22 protein-coding genes and 3 pseudogenes are annotated in these 21,357 nt (G+C 56.2%); 15 read left to right on the top strand and 10 right to left on the bottom strand.

The window, feature by feature from the left end; translation table 11 throughout:
• Positions 1–276: 276 nt before the first annotated feature.
• The 4 genes and pseudogenes from MXF20_RS05230 to MXF20_RS23400 all read left to right on the top strand — a co-directional run.
• Positions 277–520, top strand: a pseudogene (locus MXF20_RS05230) (VENN motif pre-toxin domain-containing protein); the annotation flags it as partial.
• Between the two features lie 472 nt (positions 521–992).
• Positions 993–1,706 (top strand): DNA/RNA non-specific endonuclease, encoded by a 714-nt coding sequence (locus tag MXF20_RS05225; protein ID WP_325968030.1) that lies wholly within the window; start codon positions 993–995, stop codon positions 1,704–1,706.
• Positions 1,707–1,848: 142 nt separating this feature from the next.
• Positions 1,849–2,061 carry a colicin D domain-containing protein gene (locus MXF20_RS23405; RefSeq protein WP_104187384.1) on the top strand — a complete coding sequence of 71 codons (213 nt, stop codon included), beginning with the start codon at positions 1,849–1,851 and terminating at the stop codon, positions 2,059–2,061.
• A gap of 103 nt (positions 2,062–2,164) precedes the next feature.
• Positions 2,165–2,335, top strand: a pseudogene (locus MXF20_RS23400) (colicin immunity domain-containing protein); the annotation flags it as partial.
• A 38-nt stretch (positions 2,336–2,373) separates the two neighbouring features.
• On the opposite strand, the gene MXF20_RS05220 reads toward MXF20_RS23400, so the two are convergent.
• On the bottom strand, positions 2,374–2,592 hold the full coding sequence (locus MXF20_RS05220) for a SymE family type I addiction module toxin (protein WP_325968029.1): 219 nt from the start codon (positions 2,590–2,592) through the stop codon (positions 2,374–2,376).
• Positions 2,593–2,925: 333 nt separating this feature from the next.
• Here MXF20_RS05220 and MXF20_RS05215 point away from each other — a divergent pair, with 333 nt between their 5' ends.
• A complete protein-coding gene (locus tag MXF20_RS05215; protein WP_325968462.1) occupies positions 2,926–3,702 on the top strand; it encodes a VENN motif pre-toxin domain-containing protein in 777 nt (258 codons plus the stop codon).
• Positions 3,703–4,017: 315 nt separating this feature from the next.
• On the opposite strand, the gene MXF20_RS05210 is transcribed toward MXF20_RS05215, so the two are convergent.
• Positions 4,018–4,173, bottom strand: a complete 156-nt coding sequence (locus MXF20_RS05210; protein ID WP_325968028.1) for a SymE family type I addiction module toxin — start codon at positions 4,171–4,173, stop codon at positions 4,018–4,020.
• Between the two features lie 131 nt (positions 4,174–4,304).
• Positions 4,305–4,514, bottom strand: coding sequence for a hypothetical protein (locus MXF20_RS05205; protein WP_325968027.1), 210 nt, complete (start codon positions 4,512–4,514; stop codon positions 4,305–4,307).
• A gap of 98 nt (positions 4,515–4,612) precedes the next feature.
• Here MXF20_RS05205 and MXF20_RS23395 point away from each other — a divergent pair, with 98 nt between their 5' ends.
• The 3 genes from MXF20_RS23395 (at position 4,613) to MXF20_RS05195 (ending at position 5,571) form a co-directional block, all read left to right on the top strand.
• Positions 4,613–4,675, top strand: a complete 63-nt coding sequence (locus MXF20_RS23395) for a VENN motif pre-toxin domain-containing protein (protein WP_418936840.1) — start codon at positions 4,613–4,615, stop codon at positions 4,673–4,675.
• Positions 4,676–4,801: 126 nt separating this feature from the next.
• Positions 4,802–5,386 (top strand): hypothetical protein, encoded by a 585-nt coding sequence (locus tag MXF20_RS05200; protein WP_325968026.1) that lies wholly within the window; start codon positions 4,802–4,804, stop codon positions 5,384–5,386.
• Entirely contained in the window at positions 5,383–5,571 is a 189-nt protein-coding gene (locus tag MXF20_RS05195) for a CPCC family cysteine-rich protein (RefSeq protein WP_325968025.1), read from the top strand. The genes MXF20_RS05200 and MXF20_RS05195 overlap by 4 nt, the downstream gene beginning before the upstream one ends.
• 37 nt (positions 5,572–5,608) lie before the next feature.
• Here the strand turns inward: MXF20_RS05195 and MXF20_RS05190 are convergent, their stop codons facing one another.
• Positions 5,609–5,761, bottom strand: coding sequence for a SymE family type I addiction module toxin (locus MXF20_RS05190; protein ID WP_325968024.1), 153 nt, complete (start codon positions 5,759–5,761; stop codon positions 5,609–5,611).
• A 243-nt stretch (positions 5,762–6,004) separates the two neighbouring features.
• Here MXF20_RS05190 and MXF20_RS23390 point away from each other — a divergent pair.
• The 3 genes and pseudogenes from MXF20_RS23390 to MXF20_RS05180 form a co-directional block, all read left to right on the top strand.
• Positions 6,005–6,103: pseudogene (locus MXF20_RS23390) on the top strand (hemagglutinin); the annotation flags it as partial.
• 291 nt (positions 6,104–6,394) lie between these two features.
• Positions 6,395–8,377 (top strand): autotransporter outer membrane beta-barrel domain-containing protein, encoded by a 1,983-nt coding sequence (locus tag MXF20_RS05185; RefSeq protein WP_418936830.1) that lies wholly within the window; start codon positions 6,395–6,397, stop codon positions 8,375–8,377.
• A gap of 341 nt (positions 8,378–8,718) precedes the next feature.
• Positions 8,719–10,578, top strand: coding sequence for a hypothetical protein (locus MXF20_RS05180; protein WP_325968023.1), 1,860 nt, complete (start codon positions 8,719–8,721; stop codon positions 10,576–10,578).
• 40 nt (positions 10,579–10,618) lie between these two features.
• Here the strand turns inward: MXF20_RS05180 and MXF20_RS05175 are convergent, their stop codons facing one another.
• Positions 10,619–11,911, bottom strand: coding sequence for a glycoside hydrolase family 10 protein (locus MXF20_RS05175; protein WP_325968460.1), 1,293 nt, complete (start codon positions 11,909–11,911; stop codon positions 10,619–10,621).
• 172 nt (positions 11,912–12,083) lie between these two features.
• Here MXF20_RS05175 and MXF20_RS05170 point away from each other — a divergent pair, with 172 nt between their 5' ends.
• Entirely contained in the window at positions 12,084–12,404 is a 321-nt protein-coding gene (locus tag MXF20_RS05170) for a hypothetical protein (protein WP_021312978.1), read from the top strand.
• A gap of 31 nt (positions 12,405–12,435) precedes the next feature.
• Here MXF20_RS05170 and gabP read toward each other — a convergent pair whose 3' ends face one another.
• Complete coding sequence (gene gabP / locus MXF20_RS05165) at positions 12,436–13,833, bottom strand: GABA permease (protein ID WP_021509088.1); 1,398 nt, start codon at positions 13,831–13,833, stop codon at positions 12,436–12,438.
• Between the two features lie 104 nt (positions 13,834–13,937).
• Complete coding sequence (gabT, locus tag MXF20_RS05160) at positions 13,938–15,191, bottom strand: 4-aminobutyrate--2-oxoglutarate transaminase (RefSeq protein WP_325968021.1); 1,254 nt, start codon at positions 15,189–15,191, stop codon at positions 13,938–13,940.
• 109 nt (positions 15,192–15,300) lie between these two features.
• On the opposite strand from gabT, the gene MXF20_RS05155 reads away from it, so the two are divergent.
• Positions 15,301–16,794 (top strand): PLP-dependent aminotransferase family protein, encoded by a 1,494-nt coding sequence (locus MXF20_RS05155; protein WP_325968020.1) that lies wholly within the window; start codon positions 15,301–15,303, stop codon positions 16,792–16,794.
• Positions 16,795–16,818: 24 nt separating this feature from the next.
• Here MXF20_RS05155 and MXF20_RS05150 read toward each other — a convergent pair whose 3' ends face one another.
• A complete protein-coding gene (locus MXF20_RS05150) occupies positions 16,819–17,682 on the bottom strand; it encodes an aldo/keto reductase family oxidoreductase (protein ID WP_325968018.1) in 864 nt (287 codons plus the stop codon).
• Between the two features lie 97 nt (positions 17,683–17,779).
• On the opposite strand from MXF20_RS05150, the gene MXF20_RS05145 reads away from it, so the two are divergent.
• Positions 17,780–18,691 carry a LysR substrate-binding domain-containing protein gene (locus tag MXF20_RS05145; protein ID WP_262264985.1) on the top strand — a complete coding sequence of 304 codons (912 nt, stop codon included), beginning with the start codon at positions 17,780–17,782 and terminating at the stop codon, positions 18,689–18,691.
• Here MXF20_RS05145 and MXF20_RS05140 read toward each other — a convergent pair.
• Positions 18,672–19,274, bottom strand: coding sequence for a TetR/AcrR family transcriptional regulator (locus MXF20_RS05140; protein WP_262264984.1), 603 nt, complete (start codon positions 19,272–19,274; stop codon positions 18,672–18,674). The two genes, MXF20_RS05145 and MXF20_RS05140, sit on opposite strands and share 20 nt — an antisense overlap.
• 129 nt (positions 19,275–19,403) lie before the next feature.
• On the opposite strand from MXF20_RS05140, the gene MXF20_RS05135 reads away from it, so the two are divergent.
• Complete coding sequence (locus MXF20_RS05135; protein WP_058770208.1) at positions 19,404–19,796, top strand: RidA family protein; 393 nt, start codon at positions 19,404–19,406, stop codon at positions 19,794–19,796.
• A gap of 83 nt (positions 19,797–19,879) precedes the next feature.
• Here the strand turns inward: MXF20_RS05135 and MXF20_RS05130 are convergent, their stop codons facing one another.
• Positions 19,880–21,346 carry an aspartate aminotransferase family protein gene (locus MXF20_RS05130; protein WP_325968017.1) on the bottom strand — a complete coding sequence of 489 codons (1,467 nt, stop codon included), beginning with the start codon at positions 21,344–21,346 and terminating at the stop codon, positions 19,880–19,882.
• Positions 21,347–21,357: the final 11 nt, after the last annotated feature.

Below are 21,357 nucleotides of genomic sequence, written 5' to 3'. Positions count from 1 at the left end.
ATCGCTGCCGTAACGCCCTGGAAATGCTCACTTGTGGCTTAGTATCGTGCTCAGCCATGATTAACTACCTCGTATAGTTGGTTATGGTTAGCAGGCTGAGGTGTTGGCGCACCTCAGCTGCGCTCCGCGCCGGATATCTACTCTGTTTAACCAATCAGATCGTCCAGCATCTCAGCCACAAACTTCTGCCTCGTAATTAGCAGTTGCCTGATCGCATCGATCTGCCTTTACAGCCGTGGCACCAGTGCAATGGTTCGTGTGATAAGATCGCGGGCAGCAGGAAACAGCGCAGTAGCAGGCGCGACGGGTGCAGTCAGCGGAGAGCTGATGGGTCAGTTGATCATGCATTCGATGTATCCGGGTAAACAGGTCGGTGACCTGCAGGAGTCGGATAAGCAGATCATCAGTGCACTGAGTACCCTGGCTGCAGGTCTGGCAGGCGGCGTGACCGGCGGCAGTAGCGCCAGTGCACTGGCCGGCGCTCAGGCAGGGAAGAATGCGGTGGAGAATAACTCGCTGAGTGATATAGCGCAGGCGCAGTCTGAAGGTAAAACGCTTGAGCAGAAGGCCGGTGAATATGTTGAGGCGGAAAACGAGCGCTATAAGAAGGAGAACTGTGCCGGATTAAGCGCGGTAGCCTGCTCGGTGAAGATGTACGACGAGCGGCGTGAATCGCTGAAAGAAACCCTTACCGCCGGTGCAGATTTTGTGCCGGTGGTGGGTGATATCAAGAGCTTTGCGGAAGCGCAGAGTGCGCTGGAATATCTTGCCGCAGCGGTAGGGTTGATGCCGGGCGCAGGGGATGTGGCGGGCAAGGCCATTAAAGCGGCTGAGACAGCGCTGACAAAGGGGAACTTGCTGAAGCCTCGAAGCTGATCAATAAGGCCAGCGATGAAATCGTTGCTGTATCAGGTAGTAAGGGAAACTGGAGTAAATAACTGAATAATCCCCTGCCAAATAAAACGTATAAAGTTGATGCTAATAAAACGTAGGTGACCGATAATAATGGCCGGGTAGCGTCTGTTGAAGCAGATCTGTCATTATTGACAAAAGACCGTAATACATACCAACAGTGCAAAGCTGGTAAATGTGGGGTTGCAGGGGATGAAGGTGGTCACCTGATAGCCAGCATTTTTGGTGGTATGGGTGAGAAGCTTAATATTGTTCCAATGAGTGGTAATCTGAATAAGGGTGCCTGGAAACAAATGGAAAATACGTGGGCTTCTGCCCCGAAAGAGGGTAAGCAAATAAATGTTAAAATAGATCCCGTTTATTCTGGAACTGGTGGTCGCCCTGAAAGCTTTAACGTTATCTACTCTATCAATGGTGGTCGCCCAATAAAAAACCTTTATAAATGCACCGGGAGGGAAATAATGAGAAATGATCAAGAGATTTATAAAGATATCGGTACTGTTTTATATAGTATCGCTCCCGACAAAGCTAAGAAGATCATTATACGTGCAGAATTGTCACCGGAAAATGATCATTGTGAGTATGAATATGATTATCTTGATGATGATGATAAAACTCAATGGTTAACGGCAGGTGGAAGGGCGAATACAGATATCCTTCATTATCTAGTAGAGCTTCGCAACTACTATATTGAAAACAATCTGACCAATGGCCGCCCTGCGTGGCATGGATGTAAAGTGACTCTGGATGTTGAAAAAATGAAACTAAATATAGACTTCCGCTACGACGATTAGCCATCAATGATCCCGGCTCTCAAGCCGGGATCTTCCTATTTTTAGCCGTCAAATCTACCCATAATGCCCGTTCCCGCGCTTGATCACCGGCAGATCGCCGGTGTAGTTCAGCGCGCCAGGGAACGCCTGGAGTTACTGCTTCATCTTCGGCCTGTTAACGGAGACCACGCCACATTTAGATAACACAAGTACTTATGAACATGGCAAATACTTGTTAGTTCCAGAATTGAAAGTATTTTTTAACCCGCAAAAAAATAATGTAGTTGTGGTTGATAAAACAGGTAATTTTGTCAGTGGATGGAAGCTTGATCCTCAAACGAAAAAGTATGATAACGTTATGGATAACGAGATTTAAGATGAGTCAATCACTTAAGAGCTACATTGACAGCTTTATATCCAAGGACATAACCGCTGGCTGCTTTGTGGACACTTATATGATTAAGTAGAAAACAGAACGTGATAATGAATTACTTGCACAGGATGATGATAATTTAAGTGAGTTACTCTCCAGCGTATTTTGTATTGCTGATATGTATAACCCAGATAATGATCGTCAAGAATGTGAATTTAATGAAGGTCAACTTTGGTGTGAAATAAATAAGCTAATAGCCGCTTATACAGATAACTAAAAGGAAATCCTGGCCATTGAGCCGGGATTTTTACATTATCACTCAGCTGCTGCCAGCCGGATAATCATCTGTCCCGATTCAGTGATCCCCTCGATCTTCTGCCTGGTCGCAAATCCCAGCTCTGCCATCCAGTGCCCGCGCAGGGTGATCGACGGTGAAGGCCGGTGCTTCAGGTGATCACGAATATATCCCACGGTATAACGTCTTGATTTAGTTGAGGGCGTGTCGGTTTCTGACTTAAGCTGGGTGCCAGCCATAAGCAGCTCCTCGTTAATTGCTTGCGGTCAGCGGGCTGGGGTATTCGAGCACCTCAGTTCCGCGCCTGTTAGCTAATCCGTTTACCCATCACGTTATCCAGCATCTCAGAAATAAACTTCTGCTTCGTCATTGGCATCTGTCGGATCGCATCGATCTGTCTTTCCGGCCGTGGCACCAGTGCAATGGTTCGTGTGATAAGATCACGAGCGGCAGGAACCAGCGCGGCAGCAGGCGCGACCGGTGCGGTCAGCGGAGAGCTGATGGGTCAGTTGATCATGCATTCGATGTATCCGGGTAAACAGGTCAGCGACCTGCAGTAGTCGGATAAACAGATCATCAATGCACTGAGTACCCTGGCTGCAGGTCTGGCAGGCGGCGTGACCGGCGGCAGTAGCGCCAGTACGCTGGCCGGCGCTCAGGCAGGGAAGAATGCGGTTGAGAATAATGCGCTGAGTTTGGGTACGGGTATGACCAGTTCAGGCTCCGCTGCGCAGTCATGGAATCAGTATTCAGAGGAACATAACCTTACACCAGAGCAGAAACAGGCAGGATTGGATAAACTGACGCAGGGTGATTTGCCTGACGGCGCGAATATAACCAAGGTTATCGTGAATGGATATTATGACGGCGTGTTGATAGCAGGAGCAGCTTATTTAGGTCCGGCTGCATCGGTAGGAAAAGTAGTCGGTGGTGCAGTCATCGCGGCAATGGCTAATGGTACGTATCAGTGGTTTGATATCAACAGTGAGAAGAATCAAAGCCGGCATGAAAATCAGCAAACAACCTGGGACTACTGGGGCAGTGCTTCTGCGGCTGTAACCGGCGCACTGGCTCCGGGACGTGGACTATTGCAGAACGTAGGAATAGCTACGACTGGTGCGGCATTGAGCAATGGAGCTGATATTGGGGCGATTGGTATCGCCGCAGGTAGCGCTGGATTGGGATGGGGATTTGGTGAATATGCACCAGGGGTTGTTAATTCGTTAACAGGAAAGGATGCACCTGGCTTCATATTTGAAGCTATAAGCTCGCTCGGGACAGAATTTTTAGGTGGATATACACAAAATCTCTTAAATACACTAACTCCACAAAAATCTTCTGAAAAATAAAAGGAGGAGAAAAAATGATCGCATATATCAAATTACTAATTTACTCTTGTGTTTTTTGTATACTGATTTGTTTTATTTTGGGGGCTGGATCATCAATGATTATATATATTAAAAATGGATATTTTCTAATTCCCGATGGACAGCTAAAGAGAGGTATTGTTTTTGGATCTATTGCAGGAACAGCGATTACATTAGCTACAATAGTTTTTAATCTGATAGACAAGTTCAATACGCGAAAATCTCCCCCATCAGATCCTAATTGATCTTAACAAGAAATCCCGGCCAGTGAGCCGGGATTCCTTTTTTATCAGTCGGTTATCCTTCATCCGCCAGGCGGATAATCAACTGTCCCGGCTCAGTGAGCACCTCGATCTTCTGCCCGGTCTCAAATCCCAGTGCCGCCATCCAGTGGCCCTTCAGGATAATAGACTGTGAAAGCGTGAACTTCCTCTGATCCCGGACATATCCCACGGTGTAACGTCTTGATTTAGTTGTGGGCGTGTCGGCCTCTGGCTAGTGATGCGTGCCAGCCATAATCAACTCCTCGTTAATTGCTTGCGGTCAGCGGGCTGGGGTATTAGAGCACCTCAGTTCCGCGCCTGTTAGCTGCTCCGTTTACCCATCACGTTATCCAGCATCTCAGAAATAAACTTCTTCTTCGTCATTGGCATCTGTCGGATCGCATCGATCTGCCTTTCCAGCCGTGGCACCAGTGCAATGGTTCGTGTGATAAGATCGCGGGCGGCAGGAAACAGCGCGGCAGCAGGCGCGACGGGTGCGGTCAGCGGAGAGCTGATGGGTAAATTGATCATGCATTTGATATATCCGGGTAAACAGGTCAGCGACCTGCAGGAGTCGGATAAGCAGATCATGTGCACTGAGTACCCTGACTGCAGGCCTGGCAGGCGGCGTGACCGGCGGCAGTAGCGCCAGTGCGCTGGCCGGCGCTCAGGCAGGGAAGAATCCGGTGTAGAATAATGCGCTGAGTGCCATTGCGGAGAACAAAGCCTCTTGAATATCACAGCAGGAGAAATATCAGAAAGCGCAGGATGCATTAGTGAAGGTTACTGAGGAATTCAAGGCTTAAAATTGTGCCGGAATGAGTGCCGAAGCCTGCGGTGCTAAAATGGATGCGCATCGTGATGAATTGCTGGCAGCTGCGGGTCTGACCGGACTGGGTTTTGTGCCAATCATCGGTGACATAAAGAGTTTCAAGGAGGCCGAAACTAAACTCGATTACCTTGTGGCAATGGTCGGATTAGTACCTGAAGCGGGTGATGTTGCAGGCAAGGCTATCAAAGCAGCTGCAACGGCGCTTAAGAAAGGAGATCTTGCCGAAGCATCAAGACTGATAAATGAAAGCAGCCAGCAGATTTCTGCGAAAGCTAATGATACTCAGATTTGGACTGAAACTAAGAAAAAAGAACCTGTTCCTAATGCCTATGGGCATTGGGATAAACATAAGCAAGAATTCCCTGAATTCCAGAATCCTAAACAATATGTAGAGGCTATTCATTCATTTATAAATAATCCGCCTGTTGGCACCTTAGTAAAAACTCGTCTTAATGGCGATACGCTGTATTACAATCCAGCGATGAATGCCTTCGCATCCAAAGATATTAGTGGTGTGCCAAGAACAATGTTTAATTCAGGAAAGGGGATGAAATATTGGAACAAACAATGACGGAGCAGGAATTTCACGCGTGCCCTTGCTGTGGCAATAAAACCAATTTGGAATTAGGTGGTTATGAAATTTGCTCGATCTGCGACTGGGAAGATGATCCTGTGCAAGCTGAAGATCCAGATTTTTCTGGCGGGGCTAACAGCCCCAGCTTAAATGAAGCTAAAAGGCATTTTTTTCATAAATAAAACAAATCCCGGCCACCGAGCCGGGATTTTTACATTATCAGTCAGCCGCCAGGCGGATGATCATCTGCCCCGGCGTGGTGATCACCTCGACCTTCTGCCCGGTCGCAAATCCCAGCTCAGCCATCCAGTGGCCGCGCAGGGTGATCGACGGTGAAGGCTGGTGCTTCAGGTGATCGCGGATATATCTCACGGTATAACGTCTTGATTGAGCTGTGGACGTGTCGGCCTCTGAATTATGGTGCGTGCCAGCCATAACCAATTCCTCGTTAATTGCTTGCGGTCAGCGGGCTGGGGTATTCGAGCACCTCAGTTTCGCGCCTGTTAGCTAATTTGAAGTTGTTGCACAGGGAATGATAAATAAAGTTGAGGTGCGTATAAGGCCAAGTATAAAAATTAGCTCTGTTATTAGATAACGAAAACCCCAGCCCCTGCGGCTGGGATTTTTATTGTGGAGAATAACTTCCTGAAGCTTTTTGCGGAAGGTTGTGCCATCGCTGCCCCGTGTCGTAGCAAGGTTGCAGAGCAGTTACTGGGGATGCCAGAGGTCTGTATATGATATCGGCTACAGTTAACTCCGCCGCTTTGTCACTCAAAGCTCCGTTCCTCACGCTGCGGTTACCAGTCCGCAATCCCTGACGTGCCGATCCACCCCGCAAATTTCCGCTCTCTGCCTGGTAAAGGCGCGCCTGCCTGACTACACCTTAAGCATCCTTGTTATCACTGTCCTTTCCGCTGTTTAAGCGGTTTTCAGCCTGCGCGCCGGCATCCTGACGCGCCGGCACCTTAAGCGGTCAGACATGACCTCTGGCCAGATTCGGAGTGAATGATGAAGAGTCGCAACCTGACGCGATCGGCGGTCGCGTTTGCCACATTGAGTTGCCTGTGTGTGCCGTTTAGCGCTCTGGCGTGGGATAACCTGACGGTATTCGGCGATAGCCTGAGCGATGGCGGTAATGTCGGGCGTTTTACTTACGATGGCGCGCAGCATCCGCTGTATGACGAAATTCTTGCTGCACAGCTCGGGCAAACGCTGCAGCCGTCGTCGCGCGGTGGCAGCAACTATGCACAGGGCGGCGGCGTTACCGTGCCGGCGCTGGATGCCAGCCTCAATACGCAAGACCAGCTGGCTGCTTATCTGCAATCCACCGGCGGACGCGCAGATAGCAACGGACTGTACATTCACTGGGTGGGTGCTAACGATATCGCGGCGGCGGTGACCAATCCGCTTACCGCGCGCGAGACCATCAGCAACAGCGCCAGCGCGGCGGTGTCGCAAATCAAAACCCTGCTGGATGCCGGCGCGGGAGCGGTGATCGTGCCAAACGTGCCGCAGCTCGGCTCCACGCCTTTCATGGTGCAGGCGGTGCTGAGTGTGCTGGGCCCGGCGGCGCAGTCGGCGATGGTCGCGGCGTTTGCCTCGCTGGACAGCCATGCCACGCCAGACGTGGCTGCGCGCCAGCAGGCGGTGCGCGACGCATTCGATCAGGCCGCCGCACAGGTGTCGACCATCCCGGCGCTGCGTGCCGCGCTGGCGCAGCAGCTATTTTCGGCCTGGCAGGTGCTCAGCGAGCAGGTGACAGCCCTCTCCGATGGCTATAACCAGCAAGAAGAGGCCGGGCTGGTGGCGCTGAATGGCAACATTGTGCGTGCCGACATCGCCGGCCTGTTCAACGAGGTGATTGCCGATCCGCAACGCTATGGCCTGAGCAACACGCTGGGGATGGCGTGTCCGGTCGGCACCTCCGCCGCCGAATGCACCTCGTCAACGCCCGGTTTCAGTAACGCGCAGGCATATCTGTTTGCCGACCGGCTGCATCCCAGCCCGGCGGTACATGCCATGATCGCCGACTATATTCAATCGATCCTCGACGCACCCGCGCAGGTGGCGGCGCTGGCACGGGCACCGCTGATGCTGTCGCGTGATATGCAGAACACCCTCGACGGTCATTTACAGCAGCAGCGTCAGCAGCCGGCCAGTGCCGGTCAGGTCAGCGTGTTTGGCGGCTATGCCGGTCAGCATATTGATTATCGCGGCGACAGCCTGCTCAACGGTGACGCCGATACCGGCAGCCTGACGCTGGGATTAGGCTATCAGTTCACGGATAACTGGCAGGCGGGTCTGCTGTTGTCCAGCACCGCGCAGCGCCAGCATCCTTCGGCGCACTATGATTACAAGCTGCGCGGCAATCTGCTGGCGCTGTATAGCCAGCTGACGCTGCTGGAGCAGGGCTGGATCAATGCGGATGTGCACTATGCCGATCTCGATTTTGACAGCATCGAACGTCGCATTGAAATCGGCCCGGCCACGCGCACCGAACAGGGCAGCAGCAGCGGCAAAATGCTCGGGCTGCGGGTGCAAACCGGCTGGGATCTGCCGTTGGGCGAACACCTTTCTACCGGTCCGGTTGCCAGCTACGCACTGGATTATTTGCGGGCAGGGGGCTACAGCGAAAACGGCGACAGCAGTACCGCTATGCGCTTTTCCGATCAAACCCTGCATTCGCAAATCGGCGCGCTTGGCTGGCGTATCGACAGCAAACAGTGGCCGGTTAATCCGTGGGCGCAGCTCAGTTATTACCACCAGTTCGGCGATACGCAGAACGCGGTGCGTGCCGGGCTGAAGTCAACGCAGACCGGTTTTGTACGCAGCGTCAGCGCCGGTGATAAAAACTGGCTGGATATGTCGCTGGGGGCCAGCGTGCCGCTGGGTGAAACGGTCAACGCCTTTGCCGGGGTTTCTGCGGTCGGCGGCAACAGCGCGTATCACCAGGTGAGCTGGAATATTGGCCTGAACGCGACATTTTGAGGGCGACGCGCCAGCCGGGGATTTCCGCTGGCGCAGCCTGGCGCATAAGAAATTTAACTGATGATCGCCGGAAATATTTCATGTATTCAAGGTCGTCATCCACTTAACTCAAATCAGTCAACGCCCTCGTACCGGCCATTACCATAATCATTCTGCGATAAATCTGTAAAACGTATTTTTGTCGCTTCGCTTTCCTCCTGGAATCATATCGTTATTCTGCTTCGGCAAATCACGCAGCTGAAAAGCTCCCGTATAGGCTGGTACAGGTCAATATATTAATTTTCAATCACTTATACTGCTGATGCTCTGTCGTATTACGTTAATTATTTATGGGGAACACCATGGCGAATACATCTGGCACCACCAGCACTACCACACCTTCCGCTACCGGGACGGTGATTCAACTGCATACCATTGACGATTTACGTAAACAGGAACCTGTTTCGATTGGCGAAATTGCGTCGGTGCTGGAGTACAGCCGTGGCAGCCGGATGGGGGGCGGCGTGTTTGTCTACGATGCCACTGACACCAGCACGCCCGATGACGGCGGACTGAATTTCGTGACGCCAGGCAAAAAGCGCTGGAAAAGAGTGGTCCTTGATTACAGCGCGGTCACCGTGGTGGATTTTGGCGCCATAGCCGATGGCACCACCGACTGTATTGATGCGGTGATCCGCATGTTTAAATGGTCGCAGCGTGTCTTACCCTCCGCAGGCATTCGCTTTACCGCCGGTGAGTTCAGCCTGTCCGGCTTTGATTTGGCGGAAGTGCTGGGCAGCGACAGAGAAATTAACCGTTTTAAAATCTCCGGCGCGCCGGTCAACTTCGGTTATTTCCCCACCACCACGCTGAAATTTAACTGGGGACCGAAACCGCGCAAAACCCATTTCTTCAGCGTGCGCGCACGCTATGTTGAGATCTCCGGCTTTGTGGTGAAAGGCATGAGTTCTGACAGCGGCGAAGACGGCGGCACGGCCTTTAATAATGTCGGCTTCTTTACCAACAGCATTATTGGGGGACAATTCCTGCGCGTCAGCAGCATGGAGTTTCGCTATCTCGGCGGGCGGGCGCTGGAGTTGATCGACACACTGGACTGTAAAATCGATCAGTTCTATTCGCGCGGCTGTCAGGGCAGTATCGTTTATGCGCGCTGGTCCGATCGGGAAAAAGGCGCCTGGGATCACTCGACCGCGATTGAACTCTCCAACTTTAATTTGCAGCGCAGTACCAAACAGCCGGTATTCGATCTGCCGCGCTGTACGCAATCGTTTATTCGCAATGGCTGGATCGAGCACTCCGAATTTGCCGGCGATCTCACCAATGGTCAGTGGACCATTGAAGGGCTGGTGATTGAATCGACGCAAAATCCCATGAAGATGGGCTATTGCCGCGCGATGATTATCCAGAAAAGCGTGCACCGCGACAGCGCCGGCTTTGACTTCAGCAAAGAGGGCATTGAGCCCTGGACGCTGCTGGCGGAGGGCGACCGTGGCGTAATGGAGATTTCCGATCTCGGCGCGATCATTCAGGGATCGCTGAGTTATGACTTCACCACCTCGCAGCATCACATGGATAACCGTGGCAAAGACGCGAAATGGTTTTACGTCGGCGAATTTAATTTTTCCGACGCCACCTCACAAATCCACGTGCGCATTGTCGGCAGCGCGCAGTATGTTTCCCAGTCGGAAACGCAAACCGATTACAGCTACCGGACACCGGAAGGCGTGGCGCATATTTATCTGCAGGCGCGCAATGACGATAACACCATTGGTAGCTGGTACAGTGAAGGTTCATCACCTGTAACGAAGGTGCATATTGAGGGTAAAGGCGCGCACACCAAACTGTACGTTAAAATTCCGGCCTATACCGGCTTCTCGATTGCGCTGGTGGAAACCAACGGGCGCGATCGCTATCAGTCCGGTCAGTGTTTTATTTTCCGTAAAAGTTTTACCGCCTGCAGCGCGGAAGAAGCCACGGTGCTGGACAACCAGCCGGTCGTGGCCTTTGAACAGCACTGGGTGGGCAATAAAGATGTTGGTTTTGGCTACAACAATAATAAGGAACTGCTGCTGCGTGGGCCGTTTTTTGAACGGCAGGAGCAGGATGCCGCGGGGAAGTGGATCACCCGCCGTTTTCTGAAAGTCCGCGTGAACGGCGTGCCGCGCAGTATTGAATTACTCGATCCGGATAACCCGCGCTAACGCTTCAGGCCAGCAGTATTCCTCTGCTGGCCTGAATAATTCATTTTCCCCAGCGCTGACGTAAATAATCGACTGCCTGCTGCGTCTGTGGCTGATTAAGGTAATCTTCGCGAAACAAAATAGTGCCGTCGATGTGCGGCAGCGATTCATTCAAATCGAGCTGTTTTTTCAACTCGGGCACGCCGCCCTGAACCGTCCAGTCCGGCTCACTTTTCGAAGCTTCACCCACCTTATACAGCGCGATACCAATGTACAGCCGGGTGTGCGTTGGCTGTACCACATTGGCCCACCAGCGCGCCAGAACGTCATAGCGCGCGGCCTGGCGGGCAAACGGCCAGTAAAGCTGCGGCGCAATGTAATCCAGCAGGCCCAGCTGCACCCAGCGGCGCGTATCGGCATAAGCCTCATCATAAGCCGCCGCACCGCGCGTATCGGAGCCGGCGGCATCGTGCGACAGGTTGCGCCATACGCCCGCCGGACTGACGCCGAACTCAACGCCCGGCTTCAGCTGTTTGATGGTGCGGGAAACCTGTTCGATCAGCAGCTGGGTATTGTGCCGCCGCCAGTCGGCTTTGCTGGCAAAGCCTGCACCGTACTGGCGGAAGGTGGCGCTGTCATTGAGCGGCGATGTCGCGGTCTCCGTATAGAAATAGTCATCGAACTGAACGCCATCAATGGCGTAGTTGGACACCACTTCCGCCACGATGCTGGTGATCCAGTTGCGCGCCGCCGGAATGCCCGGATCGAGCACGAAGCGGTCGCTGGCGGTGCGGATCCAGTCGCGATGCAGCACAAACACGCTGGCCGGCTGCAGCTGGAGGGTGTTGTTTAACGCCGTCACGGTCGCGGGTTTGGTATTGGTCGACACGCGATAAGGGTTAAACCACGCATGCACCTTCATGCCGCGTTTGTGCGCCTCGTCGAGGATAAATTGCAGCGGATCGTAACCCGGATCCTGCCCGATGTTGCCGGTCAGGGTATCGGACCATGGCAGGATGCGCGAACGCCACAGCGCGGTGCCATCGGGCTTCACCTGGAAAAACACCGTGTTGATACCCAGGCTGTGCAGCTTATCCAGTTTGGCCGTCAGCGCCTGCTGCTGCTGGCGAATGCGCAGCGCCGGGCTGGCCGTCACGGAGGATATCGGCGGCCAGTCGAGGCGCGACACGGTGGTGAGCCAGACGCCGCGCAGCGGTTCAGTCTGCGCCGGTGGTTTAGCCGGAACAGGAGGTTTGGTCGGCGACGGAAACGGGGTGACCAGCGATTTAGGCGGCTCCGAGGCACAGCTGGCCAGCAACAGCACGGCAGACAGCAGACGGGCGACGCGTTTAATGTGGGTAACAGAGAGGTAACGCGCTGAACAGGCTATGATAAACTCCGTTTCTTGTAGTCCGTTATTCGCAGGCGTTCATTCTCTGATCCTCAGACATAATGTCAAGACATTGGCTGAGATGAATGCCGCCGCGGCGATGTCGTGCGTCGCGCCTCTTACAGGAGCCCTCACTATGCAATACGAAGACCTTTATCGCCGCATTGGCCAGATCATTTTCAGCTGTGGCCCCGACGGCGCGCAGGTGCTGGTGGTGCAGGCGGAGCTGTTTGCCGATGAGGAGGGCGGGCAGTTTCAGTTTAACTACCTTGATGAAAACGGCGAACCGGACTGGTTCGAGCCGGACGCGCGCGCGATTGGCGATCTCAGCGCGGCGCTGAAAGACTTTCAGCAATACTTTATCGAACATGAGATGACCGAAGGGCAGCCAGTGTGGACGCATTGCACCGTGACGATTAACGTGGCGGAAGAGTCTATCAGTATTGATGTGCAGTAACGGCGGGCGTCCGTGCCCGTCATGGCGAGCGTTATGAACGCAGTGCCACCATCTCCTCGCTGTTTTTACGCGCCGCGCGCTTGCGGTGCACAATCTGGCTGGCGACCAGCACCAGCAGCGTCAACAGCCCGGTGGCGATAATTTCGGAACGATGCTGTGCATTGAACAGCATTGACGTCAGTACGCCAACAATGAACACCATGGTGGCCCACGTCAGACCCGGGAACAGCCACATGCGATAGCTGAGCTGCTCGCCGCGCGCCTCGCGCTTTTTCCGCAGCACCAGATGCGAGGCGGCAATGACCAGATAAACCAGCAGCGCGATCGCCCCGGAGCTGGCCAGCAGGAACTCAAACACCGCGCTCGGCGCCAGATAATTGGCGATCACTGCGAGAAACGCTGCGGCGGTAGACATCAGCACTGCGACCCACGGCGTGCCGCTGCGCGTGGTGCGCGAGGCCGCCGCTGGCGCATCCTGACGACGCGACAGGGAATAGAGCATGCGCGACGCGGTATAAAGCGCAGAATTGAGACAGCTGCACACCGCGATCAGCACCACCACATCGACAATCTGCCGCGCATACGGCACGTTCATCATCTCCATCGCCGTCTGGTAAGACCCGGCTTTCATCAGCGACGGCGTATTCCACGGCACCAGCGCCACCACCAGAAAGATCGACAGCAGATAAAACAGCGCAATACGCCAGATCACCGAGTTGGTGGCGTGGGTGATTTGCTTGCGCGGCTCATTGGATTCGGCGGCGGCAATGGTGACGATTTCCGTGCCCATGAAAGAGAACATGGTGGTCAGAATGGCGGCGAGCACGGCACTGATCCCGTTAGGCATGAAGCCGTGGGTGTCGTACAGATGGGAAATACCCTGGGTGCTGCTGCCGGGCAGCAGGCCAAACAGCGCCAGGCTGCCGGCACAAAGAAAGGCGACGATAGCCACCACTTTCAGCAGCGCGAACCAGAACTCAAACTCACCGTAGTTTTTCACGCTGAACAGGTTGCTGATGGTCAGGAAGCTGGTGATTGCCAGCGTGTATTCCCACACCGCCACCTGCGGAAACCAGCCGTGCAGAATGGTGCCGGCGGCGTTGGCTTCCAGTGGGATCACCAGTACCCAGAACCACCAGTAAAGCCAGCCGATGGTAAATCCGGCCCAGCGGCCAAGGGATTTGTCGGCGTAGGTGGAAAAGGAACCGGAGTCCGGTGAGGCGACCGCCATCTCCGCCAGCATGCGCATTATCAGTACCACCAGCGCACCGGCGGCGATGTAGGCCAGCAGCACCGCCGGCCCGGCTTCGGCAATCGCATGGCCGGAACCGACGAACAGCCCGGCGCCAATCACACCGGCAATCGACAGCATGCGCACGTGGCGGGGTTTCAGGCTTTGTGCCAGCACATCGGCATTCTGAGCAGTCATCAATATCTCTCCAGATCGTCTCTCAGGCGGGGCACATCCCGCCTGTTATGCAGGTGAAACTTGCCTGCGCGCGGCAGGCAAGCGATCGGACAATGGGTGAAACGCTAAGGCTGGCTGAGCAGGCTGTCGAGAATATCCAGCGCCTGGCGGAACTGGGCATCCGGAATGGTGAGCGGATAGAGGAAGCGGATCACGTTGCCCTGCGGGCCACAGGTCAGCAGCAGCAGACCGCGTGCCATCGCCTGTTGCTGCAGCGCCTGCGCCTGCTGCGCACTGGCAAACTCCACCGCAACCATTGAGCCCAGCGCACGCACGTCGGTAATCGACGCGTTAGCGCTGCGCGCGCGGTGCAGCAGTTCGCTCAGCGTCGCGCCCAGTTGGCTGGCGCGCTGACACAGCTGTTCCTCGTCGATGATATCCAGCACCGCATGCGCGGCGGCAATCGACAGCGGATTGCCGGCGTAGGTACCGCCGAGCCCGCCCGGACCGGGCGCATCCATGATCCCGGCGCGACCGCTCACTGCCGACAGCGGCATGCCGCCCGCCAGACTTTTCGCCATGGTGATGAGATCCGGCTGCACGCTGTAGTGCTCCATGGCAAACAGCTTGCCGGTGCGGCCAAATCCGCTCTGTACTTCATCGGCAATCAGCAGAATGCCGTGCTCATCGGCCAGCGCGCGCAGTTGGGTAAGAAACTCTGCCGGCGCGATGTGGAAACCACCTTCGCCCTGTACCGGTTCCAGCACAATGGCGGCCACATCCTGCGGCGCGATGTCGTGGCTGAACAGGTCGTGCAGGCTGGCGATAGCATCATTGACGCTGATGCCTGTGACCGCGTTAGGGTAGCGGGCGTGAAACACCGAGGCCGGCATCGGGCCAAAATCGCGCTTGTAGGGGGCCACTTTGCCGGTCATCGCCATGGTCATAAAAGTGCGGCCGTGAAAGGCGTTACCGAAGGTGATGATGCCGTGACGACGGGTAGCGGCGCGCGCCACTTTAACCGCATTCTCTACGGCCTCAGCGCCGGTGGTGAAAAAAGCGGTTTTGGCTTTACCGGCAATTGGCACCCGCTGATTGATGCGTTCCGCCAGCGCCACGTAGCTCTCATACGGCGTAACCTGGAAGGCGGTATGGGTGAATTTTGCTAACTGATCGGCAATGGCCTGCACGATGCGCGGATGACGGTGGCCGGTGTTGAGCACCGCGATGCCGCCGGCGAAATCAATCCAGCTATTGCCCTCCACGTCACGCAGCGTGGCGTTTTCGGCCTGATCGACATACCACTGACAAAGATTACCGGTGCCGCGCGGCAGCGCGTCATCTTTGCGTTGTTGCAACTGGCTGTTTTTACCTTCCATAACCTTTCCTTAGCGATAAGCGTCTTTACAAATCACGACAAACACGCTTATTTATGCCTGCACTGAGCGCGGTTGCCAGAGCCAATTTCACTGAGAAGGATGGAGCCAATTGCGGAGTTTGTACGCCGATCATATCCTGGAGCGACTGCAGTTTGTCGCGGAGGGCACGTTACAACAGCGTCTGCTGCACTGCATGCAGGCCGCGATTGTGGAGGGTATTTTTCCGCGCGGCTCGCGCCTGCCGGCCACGCGCGATCTGGCACGCGAGCTGGCGATGTCACGCAATACGGTGCTGAACGTCTACGAAAACCTGATCGCGCAGGGATACGTCAGCGCGCGTACCGGCAGCGGCACGTGGATCGCGGAAACCTTGCCGGAAGGGTGTCTGAACAGCGCGCCGGCGCTGCCGCTGAGTGAATCCCTCAGCAATAAACCGGCGGCGATTTCAAAACGCGGCGCCACGCTACTCGGTCACGCCAATGCCTCGCCTTATCAGTGGGGTGCGTTTGTGCCCGGCGCACCGGATGTGCGTGAGTTTCCGCATAAGTTATTTAGCCAGATTCAGTCACGCCTGAATCGCGAACCGGACATTGAGCGGCTGATTTACAGCAGCAACGGCGGCTGCCCGCAGCTGCGTCAGGCGCTGGCTGACTACCTCAGCGTGGCGCGATCGGTGCGCGCTGACGCCGATCAAATCATCATTACCGAAGGTATTCATCAGGCGGTGGATCTGGTGACGCGTGTGCTGTGCGACGCAGGCGACACCGTGTGGATTGAAGAGCCGGGTTACTGGGGTACGCGCAATTTGCTGCGCATTAACGGCCTGAAAATTCAGGCTAAAGCGGTTGATGAGCAGGGCATTGTCCCGGAGCTGGCGGCCCGCAGCAAAGCCCCGAAGATGATTTTTGTGACACCGTCACATCAGTATCCGCTCGGCGTGCATCTCAGCCTGGAGCGGCGCAGGCAGCTGCTCGACCTGGCGCGCAAACACAAAAGCTGGCTGGTGGAAGATGACTACGACAGCGAATTTCGTTTCGCCGGCCAGCCGTTTCCCTCGCTACAGGGATTTGAACCGGATGCGCCGGTGATCTACATGGGCACCTTCAGTAAAACGCTTTATCCCGCGCTGCGACTCGGCTATCTGGTGGTGCCAAAAGCGCTGGCGCAGCCGCTGCGCGTAGCGGCCGCCGAGCTCTATCGCGGTGGGCATTTGCTGGTGCAGCGCGCGCTGGCGGAGTTTATCCAGAAAGGCCATTACATGGCGCACATTCGCCGCATGCGCAAACTCTACAGCCAGCGCCGGCGCTTTATGATGACGCTGATTGAGCGCTATCTCGGCGCAGCCTTTATGCCGGTGGTCAACCATGAGGCCGGGCTGCACCTGGTGCTGAAATTGCCCCCGGGCTGTGACGATGTGGCGATCGCTGCACTGGCGCTGCGGCGCGGCGTCAAGGTGCGGCCGCTGTCGCAGTACTACATGCATCCGCAGGAGCGACGCGGGCTGCTGCTCGGCTACGCCTGCGTGGATGAGCGCCAGTGCCAGGATTCCTTTGGCGCACTGAAAGCCTGTCTGGTAGAGGCGGGCATTGCCGGGCGGGGATAATCCCGGCGCGCGCCGCCGCTGGCTTTACGCCCGGCCGATGCTGTCGAGCTGATCAACCACTTCCGGGCTGAGCTTCAGCGTCGCGCTGGCCAGATTCTGCTGCAAATGCTGCGGCGACGAGGTGCCGGGTATCAGCAGAATATTGTCGGAGCGCTGCAGTAGCCAGGCAAGCGCCACCTGCAGCGTACTGGCGTTGAGCGCGCTGGCCACCGCGCTGAGCTGTTCCGACTGCAGCGGCGAAAAGCCGCCGAGCGGAAAGAATGGCACGAAGGGAATGCCCTGCGCCGCCAGCTGGTCGATCAGCGCATCATCCTGGCGATTGGCGAGGTTATACAGATTCTGCACGCAGGCAATCGGCGTCATCTGCTGCGCCTGCGCCACCTGACTGGCGGTCACGTTGCTCAGACCAATGTGCCGAATCAGGCCACGCTGTTGCAGTTTCATCATCGCCTCGATTTGCGGCTCCAGCGATCCTTCTGCCGGCCCATGAACGCTCAGCATCGAGCGTAAATTGACGACTTCCAGCACGTCGAGGCCCAGATTACGCAGGTTATCTTCAACCGCCTGCGTCAGTTCCTCCGGCGTGCTGGCGGGCAGCCAGCCGCCTTTGGCATCACGTCGCGCACCGACTTTGGTCACCAGCAGCAGATCGTCGGGATAAGGATAGAGCGCTTTTTTAATCAGCTGATTGGTAATGTGCGGACCATAAAAATCACTGGTGTCGATGTGATTCACACCGGCAGCCACGGCATCGCGCAGCACCTGGAGTGCACTGGTCTCATCTTTTGGCGGGCCAAACACGCCAGGACCGGCCAGCTGCATGGCACCGTAGCCGAGACGGGCAACCTGACGGTCGCCCAGCGTATAAGTGGTTGTTGCCTGTGACATGTAAACCTCCTTCATCAGATAGTGTTTAAATTGTAATCACAACGGTGCTGTGCGACTATCCGTGTAAATCAGGACAGACTGTACGGAGTGACGCACAATGGCGCTGGATATGGCGCTGCTGCACGCGGTGGTGGCAGTGGCAAAAGCCGGAGGATTTCGCGAAGCGGCGCGCATGAGCGGCAGCAATCCGTCGCGTTTGAGTGATGCGGTGCGCCGCGCCGAACAGCAACTGGGCGTTCGGCTGTTCAATCGCACCACGCGAACGGTGGTGCTGACCGAAGCCGGCCGGGCGTTGATGTCACGGCTGCTGCCTGCCATGAACGAAGTGGATGCGGCGCTGGATGCCCTCAACACCTTCCGCGACACGCCGGGCGGCACGCTGCGGCTGAACGTGCCGGTCAGCGCGGCGCGGCTGGTATTACCGGCGATTGTGCCGGGATTTTTGCAGCGCTATCCGGACATCCGGCTGGAGATTGTGGCGGAAAGTAATGTGCAGGACATTTTTCGCGACAGCTGCGATGCCGGTATCCGTTATGACGATCATCTGGAGCAGGATATGGTGGCGCTGCCGATTGGGCCGCGCGTGCAGCGCTTTGCCGCGGCCGCAGCACCTGCCTACCTGGCGGCTTACGGTACGCCGCAGCATCCGCGCGACCTGATGCAGCATCGCTGTCTGTATGGTCGTTATGCCACCGGGGTAACGGCCGAATGGGAGTTCAGCCGCGGCGCGGAACGCATCACGCTGCAGCCGCAGGGACCGCTGATATGCAGCATCGGTGCGGCGATGGATCTGACGGTGTCGACGGCCATCGCCGGTGCCGGCGTGGTGTATCTGTTTGAGGACTGGCTGAAGCCGGCGCTGGCCAACGGCAGTCTGCAGCCAGTTCTTGCCGACTGGTGGCTCAGCTTTCCCGGCCTGTGGCTGTATTACAACGATCGCCGGCTGATCCCGGCGCCGCTGCAGGCGTTTCTCAGCTGGATACGCGAACTCAATGCGGCTCAGGGGTAACCAGCAGCCCGGAAACCAGCAGCCGGAAGGCCTGCACCGCACGCGGCAGTGCCGAGACCGGCTCATCGGCAGCGGCAATCCACAGTGCGGCATTGAGCGCGGCGCCGTTGACCAGTTGCGCCGCCGCTTCGGTATCGACCGGTTTCACCGTACCTTCCTCGATCAGCTCCGCCAGCATGGCGGCGGTGGTGCGCAGACAGGCGGTCTGATTAGGCCAGCGCGACGGATCGCCAAGCACCGCCGGGCCATCCAGCAGCATGATGCGCTGTACTTCCGGCTCCAGCGACATCTCGATATAGGTAATGGCTTCCGCCAGAAAAGCGTGCCAGCGAGTGTGATACTGCTGCCCGGCTGCGCGCATCTGCTCAAGAATCTCACCATCGATCTGGTCAATAACCGCCTGCAATAACCCTTTCTTATCGCCGAAATTATGGTACAGCGCACCGCGCGTCAGCCCGGCGGCTGCCGTCAGGTCATCCATTGACGCTTCGCTGTAACCTTTCTGCGCGAACGCGCGTCGTGCAGCGGCAATCAGTTTGCCGCGTGTCTCTTCTACCTGGTCTGCCCGTCGTCTGGCCGCCATCGCTGTTCCTTAAATTTTGCATTGACATACGCCGCGTATGTAAAACATAGTAATACATACGCGGCGTATGTTAAAGCGAAAGCGGGCATAGCTAACCCACTTTCTTCTCTCATCTTCAGGAGTACGATTATGAACAAACGCGATGCTGTTTTTCCAGCGGGCCGTCAGGCGTTGTACAACATCAACAAATACTCTGCGGCGATTCGTTCCGGCGACCTGCTGTTTGTTTCCGGCCAGGTGGGCAGCCGTGATGATGGCACCGCCGAGCCCGATTTCACGCGTCAGGTTAATCAGGCATTTACCAATCTCGCGGCGGTGCTGAAGGCCGCCGGTTGCAGTTTCGATGACGTGGTCGACGTCACTACGTTTCATACCGATCCGGAAGCGCAGTTCGCCACGGTGAACGAAGTACGGCTGCGCTTCTTCGGCGATGAGCCTTATCCCAACTGGACGGCGGTGGGCGTCAACTGGCTGGCGGGCTATGATTTCGAAATCAAGGTGATTGCGCGCATTCCGCAGTGAGCCGGCGTGCGGCGATCAGTCTGTAACCCATAAAAAAAGCCGCTAACCGTTGCCGGTTAGCGGCTTGTTCACTTCACGCCTAATCAGGCACTCAGCAGTTGATCAGCGGTTTTTTCTACCAGCGCCAGCAGCAGCTTGATGTCTTCCAGCGTGACGGTCGGGTTCAGCAGCGTCAGCTTTAGGCAGGTCACGCCTGCATGCTCGGTCACACCGACGTTAGCGCGGCCAGACTCCAGCAATGCATCGCCGATACGCTGGTTGAACAGGGCGATCTGCGCGCTGTCGCTCAGCTGGGCTGGACGATAGCGGAACAGCACGCTGGCCAGCTGTGGCTGCATTACCAGTTCCAGACGCTGCTCAGATTCAACGAACTGCGCGACGTCCTGGGCCAGGCTCACGCCGTGGTCGATAATCGCGGCATACTGTTTCTGACCCAGCGCTTCCAGACCCATCCACAGTTTCAGCGCATCGAAACGACGCGTGGTCTGCAGTGATTTGGACACCAGGTTCGGCACGCCGGCTTCTTCATCGAACTCGGAGTTCAGGTAAGCCGCCTGATAACGCATCAGCTCATAGTGACGCGCGTCTTTCAGCAGGAACGCGCCGCAGCTGATGGTCTGGAAGTATTGTTTGTGGAAGTCGAGGGTGACGGAATCCACCAGCTCCAGACCATCCAGGTAATCACGATACTTTTCAGACAGCAGCAGCGCACCGCCCCAGGCCGCGTCCACGTGCACCCAGATGTTGTGCTCAGCGGCGATGGCTGCGATTTCACGCAGCGGATCGATGGCGCCGGCATCGGTGGTGCCTGCCGTCGCGACGATCGCCAGGATCTGTTCGCCGTTGGCTTCAGCCTGCGCCAGTTTGGCTTTCAGGTCATTCACGTCCATGCGGGCGAACTGATCCGACTTCACCTGCACCACAGACTGATAGCCATGTCCCAGCAGCGCCATGTTCTTCTGCACGGAGAAGTGGGCGTTTTCTGAGCACAGCACTTTAATCTTGCGCAGATCGCCAGTGATGCCGTGCTGCTGCACGGAATGGCCCTGACGCGCATAGAACGCATCACGTGCCAGCATCAGGCCCATCAGGTTGCTCTGTGTACCGCCGCTGGTGAACACGCCCGCATCGCCGGCCGGATAGCCAACCTGCGCACGCAGCCACTCAATCAGTTTGATTTCAATGATGGTGGCAGAAGGGCTCTGATCCCACGAATCCATGCTCTGGTTAGTGGCGTTGATCAGTACTTCAGCCGCCTGGCTTACCACCAGGCTCGGACAGTGCAGGTGCGCAACGCACTGCGGATGGTGCACCGCCAGACTGTCTTTGAGGAAATATTCAATCGCACGTTCAATCGCGGCCTGGTTGCCCAGGCCGTTTGGATTGAAGTCGAGCGTGATACGCTCGCGCAGTTCGGCAACCGTTTTGCCCTGGTACATCTCAGGCTGTTGCAGCCACTGCACAACCGCGGCGCTGCTCTGGGCAATCGCCTGCTGGTACGCCTCAATGCTCGGGGCCGAGGCGGCCAGAATCGGGTTTACTTCAGACATTTACTCTTCCA

The sequence above is a fragment of the Pantoea dispersa genome (genome assembly GCF_035783935.1).
GTDB classification, from domain to species: domain Bacteria; phylum Pseudomonadota; class Gammaproteobacteria; order Enterobacterales; family Enterobacteriaceae; genus Pantoea; species Pantoea dispersa_C.
The sequence above is the reverse complement of the archived record's forward strand: the minus strand, read 5'-3'. Positions and strand labels throughout refer to the sequence as shown.

What these genes read in the sequence shown, in the direction of transcription:
- MXF20_RS05220 (WP_325968029.1), bottom strand. Translation starts at nt 2,592, where the DNA reads ATGGCTGGCACCCAGCTTAAGTCAGAAACCGACACGCCCTCAACTAAA.
- MXF20_RS05205 (WP_325968027.1), bottom strand. Translation starts at nt 4,514, where the DNA reads ATGATCAATTTACCCATCAGCTCTCCGCTGACCGCACCCGTCGCGCCT.
- MXF20_RS05200 (WP_325968026.1), top strand. Translation starts at nt 4,802, where the DNA reads ATGAGTGCCGAAGCCTGCGGTGCTAAAATGGATGCGCATCGTGATGAA.
- MXF20_RS05195 (WP_325968025.1), top strand. Translation starts at nt 5,383, where the DNA reads ATGACGGAGCAGGAATTTCACGCGTGCCCTTGCTGTGGCAATAAAACC.
- MXF20_RS05185 (WP_418936830.1), top strand. Translation starts at nt 6,395, where the DNA reads ATGATGAAGAGTCGCAACCTGACGCGATCGGCGGTCGCGTTTGCCACA.
- MXF20_RS05180 (WP_325968023.1), top strand. Translation starts at nt 8,719, where the DNA reads ATGGCGAATACATCTGGCACCACCAGCACTACCACACCTTCCGCTACC.
- MXF20_RS05170 (WP_021312978.1), top strand. Translation starts at nt 12,084, where the DNA reads ATGCAATACGAAGACCTTTATCGCCGCATTGGCCAGATCATTTTCAGC.
- gabP (WP_021509088.1), bottom strand. Translation starts at nt 13,833, where the DNA reads ATGACTGCTCAGAATGCCGATGTGCTGGCACAAAGCCTGAAACCCCGC.
- gabT (WP_325968021.1), bottom strand. Translation starts at nt 15,191, where the DNA reads ATGGAAGGTAAAAACAGCCAGTTGCAACAACGCAAAGATGACGCGCTG.
- MXF20_RS05150 (WP_325968018.1), bottom strand. Translation starts at nt 17,682, where the DNA reads ATGTCACAGGCAACAACCACTTATACGCTGGGCGACCGTCAGGTTGCC.
- MXF20_RS05145 (WP_262264985.1), top strand. Translation starts at nt 17,780, where the DNA reads ATGGCGCTGGATATGGCGCTGCTGCACGCGGTGGTGGCAGTGGCAAAA.
- MXF20_RS05140 (WP_262264984.1), bottom strand. Translation starts at nt 19,274, where the DNA reads ATGGCGGCCAGACGACGGGCAGACCAGGTAGAAGAGACACGCGGCAAA.
- MXF20_RS05135 (WP_058770208.1), top strand. Translation starts at nt 19,404, where the DNA reads ATGAACAAACGCGATGCTGTTTTTCCAGCGGGCCGTCAGGCGTTGTAC.
- MXF20_RS05130 (WP_325968017.1), bottom strand. Translation starts at nt 21,346, where the DNA reads ATGTCTGAAGTAAACCCGATTCTGGCCGCCTCGGCCCCGAGCATTGAG.